Consider the following 11,380-nt stretch of genomic DNA (forward strand, 5'->3'; position numbering starts at 1 on the left):
AAAAGCGGCTAAACTTCTAAATAACTAAGAAACTAAGTCACTCAGCAACTTAGTAACTATTCTTCAAAATATTCGTCCTGAAAACCAATCAGATATAATTTATCTTTGGCGCGGGTAACAGCAGTGTACAGCCAACGAATGTAATCCCTGTCAATGCCGTCCGGTAAATAAGGTTGTTCGATGAAAACGGTATTCCACTGCCCTCCTTGTGATTTGTGACAGGTAATGGCATAAGAGAATTTCACCTGAAGTGCATTAAAATATTCATTGTTCTTTATCTTCTGCAACATCCGATATTTGCTGGTTTCATCTTCATAATCTTTCATTACTTCCTGATACAAAAGATTGGATTGCTCATAAGTTAGCGACGGAGATTCACTGGTTAGCGTATCTAAAATCAAAACGGTTTCAAGTGGAAGCTGATCCGGATAATCAATCATTCGGATTTTAACTTTAGCAAACCGGAAACCGTACAATTCCAAAATCCGGAAGATTTCCAATACTTCAATAATGTCGCCATTCGCAATAAAATCAACGGTTTCATTGTCTTTCAGCCAAAAATAATTGTTCTTCACCACCATTAAAAAGTCGCCAGCCGAAAGCTCACTTTCCTTATCCAGAATTTTCATCCGGATCTGCTGATTGTATTGGTTCGCACGTTTGTTTGAACGCACAATAAAACACGTATCTTCAATACTGTAGTTGGAATACGCGCTGTGAATCGCATCCTGAATATCATAACCGTCCGTTAAACGAACAATGTCTTTAAAACCACGCAACTGAAACTGAAACGTATCAATAAATTGCGATTTCAACACTTCTCGCAATTCAGTAGCATTGTATAAAATACCCGATTTCTCCGCCTGACGCATGACTTCATCCAGCTCAATATGAGGTACTTCCATGTTGTAATTCATGGAAAGTTTGTTCATGTCCAGCGCCGGACTTACATCCATGCCTACCGGTGGTAACTGCGCGGTATCACCCACTAAAATCATCTTGCAATTATGACCGGAATAGATGTACATAATCAAATCGTCTAACAAAGAACCGTTTTCGTACATGCTTGATTCTGTGGGCGAATCGGAAATCATCGAGGCTTCATCGACAATAAAAATCGTGTTTTTAAATTTGTTGGGCTGCATCGTAAACGTCACTCCGCCTCCGCTCTTCTTCGGAAAATAAATGCGTTTGTGAATCGTATGCGCCGGTTTGTTGGAATAATTGGCAATCACTTTCGCTGCACGACCGGTTGGTGCCAGTAAAACATATTTTTTATTAATGTCTTTCAGCTGATTTACAATCGTGGAAATCACCGTGGTTTTTCCGGTTCCGGCATATCCTTTCAATACAAAAATCTCGTCCTGATTGTCATTGGTGGTAAACTCGGCAATCTGCTGGAAAAATATATCCTGCTTAGCGGTCGTCTGAAAAGGAAAATTTTGTTTGAGTAAGGAATAAAACTTGGCTGAAATCATTAATTTTTATATTTTTTGGAGCGTAACTCTGGTCGAGAATCAGGCCATTTTCCTGCTTTCCACTCTATCTTTTTCTTCCGAAAAAAAGAAAGAAAAAGGATGCCGCTCCAATCAGGGCTGAGAAAAAACACCAGGCTCCTTTTAAACTTTACGCTTATTAAAGTGATGTGTGCCAAATATAGTAAGGAATTTAAACACAATCCCGGTTTCAGTAGGAAAAAAAATGTAAATTTGCCCTAATCGGATTAAACGTATGACTACAGCTACAATCGCTTCAAAAAAATATAAAAAACTATCGCTTCAGGTGGCGCTTAACGGGCTTTCTTTTTGTGTTTTTGATACTTTGAACGAAAGAGTACTGGATTTGCAGGAAGTCAAATTCAATTACACGCAATCACTGGAAGACCAGTTGTGGCGCACCTTTGTAGATTTCCCAGCGCTAACAAAATCCTACGATGAAATCATGGTGTTGCACGATAATAATTTTAATTCCTTCGTGCCGAAAGCGCTTTTCGATGAAAATTATTTGGGAAGTTATCTGCAATACAATACCAAAGTTTTTGAAACCGACTTCTTTGCTTACGACGAAATTGATACGTATGATATGAATAATGTTCATGTTCCGTTTGTGAATGTGAACAACTTTTTAATCGATCAGTTTGGTTCGTTTGACTATAAAAACGTGAACACAGTTTTGGTTTCCAAGATATTGGGTTTGTCAAAAAACCGATTTGATAAAGAAGTTTATATTCATTTGCAAGAAACTCATTTTGAAATAATTGTATCAAATAACTTAAAGTTATTATTGTATAATTCTTTCGAATACAAAACCCCGGAAGATTTCGTGTATTACCTGCTTTTTACCTTAGAACAATTGCAGTTAAATCCGGAAACGGTTTCGGTTTATCTGTTGGGTAAAATCTCAGAAAATCATCCGTGTTTTGAAATTGCTTACCGCTATGTGCGTAACATAACGTTATTACCTTCTTCAAATTTAGAAATGAAATATTCCCTTTCTGAAGCTGAAGCATTACAACATTTTATCCTACTGAATTCATGAGAATAATTTCCGGAAAATATAAAGGAAGACGTATCAGTCCGCCCAAAAACCTGCCTGTTCGTCCTACCACGGATATGTCTAAAGAAGCATTGTTCAATATTCTGAATAATCATTTTAATTTCAGTGAATTAAAAGTATTGGATTTGTTCGCCGGAACAGGAAACATCAGTTATGAATTTGCTTCCCGTGGCTGCGAACCTATTACCAGTGTTGATGGCGACATGGGCTGTGTGAACTTCATCAAAAAAACCGCTCAGGAATTCGATTTTGATATTACCGCTATAAAAAGCGACGTTTTCAAGTTTTTGGAAAAAAACAAAGCGAGCTACGACATCATTTTTGCCGATCCACCTTATGGAATCGAACAAAAGGATTTTGAAAAAATCATTCAGTTAGTCTTTGAAAATGAACTGCTTGAAGAAGATGGAATGATGGTTATCGAACATTCCAAGCACACCAAACTGGATCACATGGAGAATTTTTCATTCGACAGAAATTATGGTGGTTCGGTTTTCTCTTTCTTTGAATTTGAACAAAACGAAGAAGAAATCGACGAAGAAGATGACAATGACGAATTTGACAGTTAAGAGGTTTTGCTGTTAGTCTATCGGTTGTTTTAAATGGCAACACAACAAGCAAATTACCTTGTTTCTATACTAATTAATAGGTATTCCGATAAACTATTTTTCCGAGAAACTTTAACTTAAAAAATGCAGACCTGTAAGCCGGATTCTGTACCAACCGAAGTTAGCCCTTATCATTTATCTAGATTATTCATTGCTGAATAACTCAAGCTGCCTACCCTTCAACAACGGACGAGTCGCCCTTAAATGCTGATATACTTGGCATTTCACCGCATAGAGTTTACCTGGTTTCACTACAGCATTACCTGTACATACTTTCTGTTGCACTTGTCCTCGCCTCTCGACGGACGGGCATTACCCGCTATGCTACTCTGTGGTGTCCGGACTTTCCTTCCTCCCGATTGCTCGGAACGACGATAAGGCGGTCTGCGATGCAAACTTACGACAAATAAACGTCCAAAATCAAATTTAAGCTAAACACTTTAACATTAGTTTCTGCATTACCCGTTTATAAAAATCGTAAATTTAATATCCCCTAAATCAATATTTTTTGCATCATGATACATACATATAACTACGCGAGTGTTTCCAAGGCTTTACAAGAACTCAAAGAGTTGGGTTTTGTCTATGATTTTAATGTAAATGACAGCGAATTTAAAAGTAACCCGCATGATTTTGAAATTGTTCACATTTATCGTTACGAAGGAGATTCCAATCCCGACGATGAAGCAACGGTTTACGGAATACGTTCTAAATCAATGCAAGATAAAAAAGGAGTATTTGTATCCGGTTTTGCTGCCAATTCAGAAAGTGCTTCCGCCCGTTTCTTAATCGGACTTTCGATCAAATCAAGAAGAGGATTGTAAACAAATTAAATAAGTTCAATAATTTAAACCTTAAAAATTATGGCTCACACTTATCATTATGCAACGGTTTCAGAAGCACTGGACGAATTGAATGAAAATGGTTTTACCCATGATTTCAATATTCATGAAAATGAAATCGTAGCGCATCCTGAAAACTTTGAAATCATTCACATTTACCGCTACGAAGGCGATACCAATCCGGATGATGAAGCAACGGTTTATGGTATTAAATCGTTGAAAAGCGGTAAAAAAGGTGTTTTTGTAACCGGTTTTGCTGCAAATTCAGAAAGTGAAGCCGCCAAAATTCTCATTGATCTTTCCATAAAAAGAAACCAGAAATGATTTGTGAATAACTTTTCTTCAAATTAACGAATTGCGGAATATCAAAATCAACAAAAATTCTATATTTGTATTCCAATAAATTTCTATGGAACAATTCGTTGTATCAGCCCGTAAATACAGACCCCAAACGTTTAAGGACGTTGTTGGGCAACAGGCTATTACCAATACTTTACTGAATGCCATAGAAAGTAATCACCTTGCTCAGGCGCTGTTATTTACAGGTCCGCGTGGTGTTGGAAAAACGACTTGTGCGCGTATTCTCGCTCGAAAAATCAATCAGGAAGGTTATGATGATCCGTATGAGGATTTTGCGTTCAATGTATTTGAATTGGATGCGGCTTCCAACAACTCGGTTGATGATATCCGTAATCTGATTGATCAGGTTCGTATCCCGCCACAAACCGGCAAATACAAGGTTTATATTATTGACGAGGTGCACATGTTGTCTCAGGCAGCTTTCAACGCTTTCCTGAAAACATTGGAAGAACCCCCACGTCATGCGATTTTCATATTGGCGACTACCGAAAAGCACAAAATCATTCCAACGATTTTATCGCGTTGTCAGATATTTGATTTCAAGCGAATTACCGTTAAAGATGCTAAGAATCATTTGGCGGAAGTAGCTGCTAGTCAGAACATCACTTTTGAAGACGATGCTTTGCATATTATTGCGCAAAAAGCCGATGGTGCGATGCGTGATGCCCTATCGATATTTGATCGTGTGGTTTCGTTTTGCGGAAGTAACTTAACCCGTCAGGCGGTAACGGAAAACCTGAACGTACTTGATTTTGAATACTATGTGAAAGTCACCGATTTGATTCTGGAGAATAAAATTCCCGAATTATTATTGGCTTACAACGATATTTTGGCAAAAGGTTTTGACGGACATCATTTTGTTTCCGGATTGGCTTCGCATTTCAGGGATTTATTGGTTTCTAAAAATCCTGCAACCTTAGTTTTATTGGAAGCCGGAGAACACGCCCAGAAATTGTATTATGATCAGGCACAAAAAGCGTCACAGGAGTTTCTTTTGCAGGGAATCAATATTGCCAACGAATGTGATTTAAAATATAAAGTATCGCAAAACCAACGTCTTTTAGTTGAACTTTGCTTAATGCAGCTTGCCTCTATCACTTTTGATGGAGAAAAAAAAAAAGCTGAGTCCTTTATAATTCCACCTACTTATTATCGAAATTCCGGTTATTCGATTACCGAAGTAAAACCTAAACAAGTACTTCCGGTTGAAAATAGCCAACCTGTAAATGTTGAGAAGGAAATTCCAAATGGGTTTGAAATTTCAAACGATGTTAGTACAACACCAACTATTGTTGAAATTCCTCAAATTGTACAAACTGTTGTTACGGAAATTAAACCGGCAGTACAATCGGAACCAATCATCGGAACCAAGGTTTCTGCTTTGTCGTTAGCTAGTATTAAGGCGAAACGGGAGTTGGAAGCGTCACAGAAAGCAACTGTTAAACATCATGACGAATTGCCGAAAGAGCCTTTCACCGAAACCGACATGCTGTTGCAATGGACCAATTTTGCTCAGAAATTGAGTGATAAAGGGCAAAAAATCATGGCTACCTATATGCTTATCAATGATCCTACTTTAGAAGGGACAACAATTAAGTTAGAATTGCCCAATGAAGGTTCAAAAGTTGATTTTGACGCCAACAAAAATGAATTATTAGGCTATTTGCGAGGAAAATTACACAATCATGATATCATTATTGATGTACATGTAAACGAAGTGACGGAAACCAAATATGCCTTTACCCCAATTGAAAAATACGAAAGACTGAAAACAATTAATCCTGCTATGGAATTGTTACGCAAGACGTTTGATTTAGATATTTAAAAAGGTTTTAGGGTGTCTTTTTAAGTTTTAGAATCTTGGCTTGGCTTGGCATTCGTGATGTTTCTGCACGCTTTTTTTAAATTAACTACCAAGGCCCTTTCTGTTTGACTTGATAAAAACGCTCACCATCAAATCGATAGAGCCCACTTCCGGCTCCCCACCACATATTTCCGGATCTATCCTGATACATACTTTGAACACAACAGTTGATTCCATCTTTTTCTGTAAAAATGGTAAAAGGTTTTTCACCTATCATTACATTGGCAGAAGGATCGTATCTAGTCATGCTACCTCTTGCTGAAATCCATATGATACCAGATTTCTCTTCATAGATACCCCAAACTTCATTTCCGCCTAACCCATCCTTTGTTGTGAAGTTTGTAAAATTTTTTCCATCATATCTGCAAATACCACCCTTCATTGTAAACCAAAAATTCCCGGTTTTGTCTTGTATCATACCGCCTGCATAGTTATCGCCTAAACCTTCATTTTCGGTAATATTTATTATCGTTTTCCCATCAAAGCGATAAACCCCATTGTCTTGTGAAGCAAACCAGATATTACCCGCTTTATCTTCCATTATGTCTCTTATTTTTATAGAAGCCAATAAAGGAAACAAAGAAAAACATTTTTCATTTGCGTTATCGACACTGGCATTGTATCGAAAAACACCGCTCTCAGTACCTACCCAAATGGTATTTGATTTGTCTATCAGAATACTTTTTCGACTTACCGTAATATTTTTAAGTCCATTTTTTTCATTATAGTTTCTAAATTCTTTTCCATCATATTTAAAAACACCCTGGTCGGTTCCTAACCAAATATTACCATTCTTATCTTCAGTAATTGCATGGATGCTATTGGCATCAAGCCCTTCAGATTTGGCAAAGTATGTTAAAGATTTTACATCATATCTAACCACGCCATCGCCTAATGTACCAAACCATAAATTTCCTTTCGAATCTTGAAAAATACTTCTTATATATTGGCTAACCAGACTAGTGTCAAAATCAGGAGAAATACCTTGATGCGTGGGATTTCTTATCAATGTAGGAATTGGTTTGAAAGTAATTATACTGTCTTTATTTCTATTTGTGGTTACTTGACAATTGCACAAGGTGAAAATTATCAACAAGCTTAAAAGTATTATTTTGCTCAATTTCATAATTTGTACAACTATTTAGAATTTTAAAATATTTTTATGTTTGAGTATTGTGTGCATACAACGTTAAAAGTCCTTTTAATCTAATAAAGTTATGTTTATTATTCCCAAACCATTCCACAACTTCGGAATTAAGTATAAGAAATAACCTTGTAAGTTGCTATAAAGTCTTTATTTTACGAGCATTTAGGAGCTCAAAAACTAAATCTTCCCGTTGTACATTGCTTTCACTACACCATCGGAAAGTCCGATTTTCGGAACATAGATGTTTCTTGCACCACTCCATTTCATGGCGTTTAAGTAGATACGGAGTGCGTGTATAATTACATCGGCGCGGTCAGTGTTTAAACCTAATTCGGCGATACGCTGTTCGTAGCTTAGGGCGTTTAGTTTTTGATATTCAGCATTGAGGTAAATATAGGAAAGCGGTTTTTCCTGCGCTTTTCCGGATAATTTGAAAATCTTATTGATATTTCCACCGGAGCCAATAAGTGTTATGTTTTCATAATCTTCCGTATTGGTTTTAATCCATTTTTCAATTTCCTGCCAAACCACTTCGTTTACCATATTATTCAGTAAACGTACGGTTCCGTTTTTAAAAGATTTTGAAGCTATCATTTTTCCTTCAGAGAATAATGAAAACTCGGTGCTTCCACCGCCAACATCTACATATAAATAGGTTTGATCGGTTTTTATGAAGTGATGTAAATCGGAAGAAGCGATAATTGCGGCCTCTTTTTTACCATCGATAATTTCAATTTTAATATCTGCTTTTTTCTTGATGATTTCTGTAACTTCTTTTCCGTTATATGCCTCACGCATTGCGGATGTAGCACACGCCATATAACGTTCAACTTTATATACTTTCATCAGTAATTTAAACGCTTTCATCGCATCAATCATACGATCGATATTTTCTTCGGTGATTTCTCCAACCGTAAAAGCATCTTGTCCTAAACGAATCGGCACACGAATTAAGGCACTTTTATTAAACTGTGTTTCTTTTCCGGGTTGTTCTACAATATTGGTAATAAGCAACCGCATGGCGTTGGAACCTATGTCGATTGCTGCATATTTTTTTATTGAAATCATCTAAGGTTGATTCTTTATTTATTGATAAAGCGGATTTTTTTAACCCCTTATTATTAAATCTTTTCTGTTATCACTTCGAGTTTATCGCAGTAATATTTATACATTTCCTGTTGGGCACGGAACATTTTCTGATCGGGTTGCTTACGGTATTGGTTGTCCAGTTTTTCCGAATGTAAACGTGCTTTTACATTAGCTTTCCATCCTATTTCAAAGGTTTCCAACATTTCCTGTTTGATTTCAGGATCGTAAATCGGGCAACTTACTTCTACCCTTGCGTCTAAGTTTCGTGTCATGAAATCGGCTGACGAAATATAAATATCAGGGTTACCGTCGTTTCCAAAAATATACACGCGGGAATGCTCCAGATAATTGTCTACGATACTGATAGCTTCAATATTTTCACTCATGCCCGGAACACCTGGAATTAACGAACAGATTCCACGGATAATTAACTGTACTTTTACTCCGGCTCGGCTGGCATCATACAATTTATCAATCATTTTAAAGTCAGACAAGCTATTCATTTTCAATTTAATAAAAGCTTCTCTTCCGGCCATTGCATTGAGTATTTCCCGGTCGATTAACTTATAAAATTTAGATCGGGTATAATGTGGGGAAACTAATAAATGTTTGTAGCGATACACACGGTAATTCACGTCGAAAAACTCAAAAATTTTGGAAACATCACGCATAATCTGAACGTGACTTGTAAATAAAGTTACATCAGTATATACTTTGGCGGTACTTTCGTTAAAATTTCCGGTAGAAATGATTCCGTAGCGTTTAACTTTGCCTTCTTCCATGCGTTCAATAACGCAAATCTTACTGTGAACTTTCAGCCCTTTTACTCCGAAAATCAGTTCGATACCTTCGGTTTGCATCATTTCGGCGTAGGAAATATTACTGGCTTCATCAAAACGGGCCTGCAATTCAATCTGAACCACCACTTTTTTACCGTTTTTGGCAGCATTGATAAGAGAACTGATAATTTGTGAGTTCTTCGCCAGTCGGTACAAAGTAATTTTGATGGAGACTACTTTCGGATCCAAAGCGGCTTCACGAAGAAACTTAATCAAATAGGAAAACGACTGATAAGGCGCATTTACCAGATAATCTTTATGCTTGATTTTTTCAAGAATACTTCCTTCCAGATTCAATCCTACAACAGGAAGCGGTGTATTTTGTTTGGTTAACAAATCATACCTTCCTAAGTTTGGAAAATCCATGTAATCTCGTCGGTTATGATAACGTCCGCCGGGAATTAAACTGTCGGTTGCATCAATTCCCATTCGGGTTAAGAAGAACGCTAAAGTATCTTTTTCTATGGATTGATCGTAAACGAAACGCACGGGTTCCCCTATTCGTCTGTCTTTTACACTGGACGAAATCTTTTCCATGAAACTTTTGTTTAAATCGGCATCAATATCCAATTCGGCATCACGGGTAATTTTTATCATATGTGCCGAGATACTTTCATAATCGAAAATATTGAAAATGCTGTCCAGATTATCACGGATAACATCGTCTAAAAGAATGATATACTGTTTGTCGGTATTGGACGGAAGCACCACAAAGCGGTTGATGGTTTTCGGGATTTCGATAACGGCATAACGTACTTCCTTTTTCTGAATAATCTTGGAAAGAATCGTGTTTTGCGGTTTTGGTTTCATTACCAATTTCACCGCCAGATACCCTGAAGTGTCTTTTAGTAACGGGAATTCATCCAAATCATTAAGGATAATAGTCACCAATTCCGGACTTACTTTCTGAATAAAGAAATCGTGAATGAATTTTTTCTGTTCTTTGTTGATTTCGCGCTCATTAATGATGAAAATATTTTCTTTTTCGAGCATTTTTTCGATGACACTCAGAATACGTAAACTTTCCGATTGTTGTTCGATTACGATTTCGGTGATATCCTTTAAGAGTTGTTCTGCCGATATTCCGCCTAAAATTTTTTCTCCGGAAATTCCTTCCGAATTTAAACGACGGATTGCCGCATAACGAACCCTGAAGAATTCATCTAAATTATTAGAAAAAATCCCTAAAAATCGTAGTCGGTCTAATAATGGAACTGATTCGTCTGCTGCTTCCTGAAGTACTCTTGCATTAAAAGCGAGCCAGCTTTTTTCTCGGTCAATATATCTGTTTTCCTGCGTAACACTCATGATTTTAGTTGTCTGGGAAAAATGGTCTTGAGCACTTTTCCCTTTTGTATGTTTTTCCAATCTTCTTCTTCAAACTTTAATGAGACAAATCCCGAAGTAGGAACATTATCTATGTAACAATCTCCAAATTTATTAACAAAATTTGTTATTGCCTCATTATGTCCGAAAAGAATTAGGTTGTCATACTTATTTTCGCAGTCTTTTATGGTTTTTTCTAAACTTCTTTCGTCAAAAGTGTATAAATCTTCTTTATATATAATGGTTTCTAACGGTATTGAAAGATTTTGAGCGTAAATCATGGCAGTTTCTTTGGCTCTTTTTGCCGGACTGCTCCAAACAATGAAAGTTTTGGGTAAATAGCCATCAACTGCATTCGATGTTATGTGTGCATCGCCTATTCCACGCTGAGATAAAGGTCTGTCAATATCTTTTAAAGGAGCATCCCAACTGGATTTAGCATGGCGAATGAGAATTAAGTTTTTCATAATCCTGAATTTATACTCATAAAGTAAGTCAAAAAAAACCAAAAAAACCAGAGAACATTTGTCAAATAAATGTTAATTCACGGATAAAACGCCCACTTTCATCGAAAATGCAACTAATTGTTACTGAACCAATAAGTAATTTAAATAATTTAGACTTAACAAATTATCGAAATACATTTTGAATTGAATTTATCAGGTCGTTTTAAGTCTTAATACCACACCAAGATTTATAATAACCTTTCAATCAGCTTGTATATTGTTCTGCTATAACTAACCGGAACA

Annotated in this window: 10 protein-coding genes and 1 other RNA gene; 5 read left to right on the top strand and 6 right to left on the bottom strand. The window is 36.7% G+C overall.

Annotated elements, in window-relative coordinates:
• Positions 1–56 precede the first annotated feature (56 nt).
• Positions 57–1,478 carry an ATP-dependent DNA helicase gene (locus tag FCR2A7T_RS11115; RefSeq protein ID WP_023571393.1) on the bottom strand — a complete coding sequence of 474 codons (1,422 nt, stop codon included), beginning with the start codon at positions 1,476–1,478 and terminating at the stop codon, positions 57–59.
• A gap of 253 nt (positions 1,479–1,731) precedes the next feature.
• Between FCR2A7T_RS11115 and FCR2A7T_RS11120 the strand changes: the two genes are divergently transcribed.
• Positions 1,732–2,538 (top strand): DUF3822 family protein, encoded by an 807-nt coding sequence (locus FCR2A7T_RS11120; protein ID WP_035118293.1) that lies wholly within the window; start codon positions 1,732–1,734, stop codon positions 2,536–2,538.
• Positions 2,535–3,125 (top strand): 16S rRNA (guanine(966)-N(2))-methyltransferase RsmD, encoded by a 591-nt coding sequence (gene rsmD, locus FCR2A7T_RS11125; RefSeq protein ID WP_023571394.1) that lies wholly within the window; start codon positions 2,535–2,537, stop codon positions 3,123–3,125. The genes FCR2A7T_RS11120 and rsmD overlap by 4 nt, the downstream gene beginning before the upstream one ends.
• Positions 3,126–3,243: 118 nt before the next feature.
• On the opposite strand, the gene rnpB is transcribed toward rsmD, so the two are convergent.
• Positions 3,244–3,555, bottom strand: an RNA gene (gene rnpB / locus FCR2A7T_RS14910) — RNase P RNA component class A.
• 124 nt (positions 3,556–3,679) lie between these two features.
• Here rnpB and FCR2A7T_RS11130 point away from each other — a divergent pair.
• The 3 genes from FCR2A7T_RS11130 (at position 3,680) to FCR2A7T_RS11140 (ending at position 6,191) form a co-directional block, all read left to right on the top strand.
• Positions 3,680–3,988, top strand: coding sequence for a hypothetical protein (locus FCR2A7T_RS11130; RefSeq protein ID WP_035118294.1), 309 nt, complete (start codon positions 3,680–3,682; stop codon positions 3,986–3,988).
• A gap of 39 nt (positions 3,989–4,027) precedes the next feature.
• A complete protein-coding gene (locus tag FCR2A7T_RS11135) occupies positions 4,028–4,330 on the top strand; it encodes a hypothetical protein (protein ID WP_023571396.1) in 303 nt (100 codons plus the stop codon).
• A gap of 85 nt (positions 4,331–4,415) precedes the next feature.
• Positions 4,416–6,191 (top strand): DNA polymerase III subunit gamma/tau, encoded by a 1,776-nt coding sequence (locus tag FCR2A7T_RS11140; protein WP_023571397.1) that lies wholly within the window; start codon positions 4,416–4,418, stop codon positions 6,189–6,191.
• A gap of 85 nt (positions 6,192–6,276) precedes the next feature.
• On the opposite strand, the gene FCR2A7T_RS11145 is transcribed toward FCR2A7T_RS11140, so the two are convergent.
• The 4 genes from FCR2A7T_RS11145 to FCR2A7T_RS11160 all read right to left on the bottom strand — a co-directional run bounded on the left by FCR2A7T_RS11145 (position 6,277) and on the right by FCR2A7T_RS11160 (position 11,098).
• The gene (locus FCR2A7T_RS11145) at positions 6,277–7,356 is read right to left on the bottom strand and encodes a ligand-binding sensor domain-containing protein (protein WP_023571399.1); all 1,080 of its coding nucleotides are present in this window, start codon (positions 7,354–7,356) and stop codon (positions 6,277–6,279) included.
• 198 nt (positions 7,357–7,554) lie between these two features.
• Complete coding sequence (locus FCR2A7T_RS11150; RefSeq protein ID WP_023571400.1) at positions 7,555–8,445, bottom strand: Ppx/GppA phosphatase family protein; 891 nt, start codon at positions 8,443–8,445, stop codon at positions 7,555–7,557.
• Positions 8,446–8,498: 53 nt separating this feature from the next.
• Complete coding sequence (gene ppk1, locus FCR2A7T_RS11155; RefSeq protein ID WP_035118295.1) at positions 8,499–10,613, bottom strand: polyphosphate kinase 1; 2,115 nt, start codon at positions 10,611–10,613, stop codon at positions 8,499–8,501.
• Positions 10,610–11,098, bottom strand: a complete 489-nt coding sequence (locus FCR2A7T_RS11160; protein WP_023571402.1) for a SixA phosphatase family protein — start codon at positions 11,096–11,098, stop codon at positions 10,610–10,612. The genes ppk1 and FCR2A7T_RS11160 overlap by 4 nt, the downstream gene beginning before the upstream one ends.
• Positions 11,099–11,380 lie beyond the last annotated feature (282 nt).

Source organism: Flavobacterium cauense R2A-7 (genome assembly GCF_000498475.1).
Lineage (GTDB): Bacteria > Bacteroidota > Bacteroidia > Flavobacteriales > Flavobacteriaceae > Flavobacterium > Flavobacterium cauense.

Bases quoted from the DNA above. Each gene is read 5' to 3' on its own strand.
- FCR2A7T_RS11115 (WP_023571393.1), bottom strand. From the start codon at position 1,478: ATGATTTCAGCCAAGTTTTATTCCTTACTCAAACAAAATTTTCCTTTT.
- FCR2A7T_RS11120 (WP_035118293.1), top strand. From the start codon at position 1,732: ATGACTACAGCTACAATCGCTTCAAAAAAATATAAAAAACTATCGCTT.
- rsmD (WP_023571394.1), top strand. From the start codon at position 2,535: ATGAGAATAATTTCCGGAAAATATAAAGGAAGACGTATCAGTCCGCCC.
- FCR2A7T_RS11130 (WP_035118294.1), top strand. From the start codon at position 3,680: ATGATACATACATATAACTACGCGAGTGTTTCCAAGGCTTTACAAGAA.
- FCR2A7T_RS11135 (WP_023571396.1), top strand. From the start codon at position 4,028: ATGGCTCACACTTATCATTATGCAACGGTTTCAGAAGCACTGGACGAA.
- FCR2A7T_RS11140 (WP_023571397.1), top strand. From the start codon at position 4,416: ATGGAACAATTCGTTGTATCAGCCCGTAAATACAGACCCCAAACGTTT.
- FCR2A7T_RS11145 (WP_023571399.1), bottom strand. From the start codon at position 7,356: ATGAAATTGAGCAAAATAATACTTTTAAGCTTGTTGATAATTTTCACC.
- FCR2A7T_RS11150 (WP_023571400.1), bottom strand. From the start codon at position 8,445: ATGATTTCAATAAAAAAATATGCAGCAATCGACATAGGTTCCAACGCC.
- ppk1 (WP_035118295.1), bottom strand. From the start codon at position 10,613: ATGAGTGTTACGCAGGAAAACAGATATATTGACCGAGAAAAAAGCTGG.
- FCR2A7T_RS11160 (WP_023571402.1), bottom strand. From the start codon at position 11,098: ATGAAAAACTTAATTCTCATTCGCCATGCTAAATCCAGTTGGGATGCT.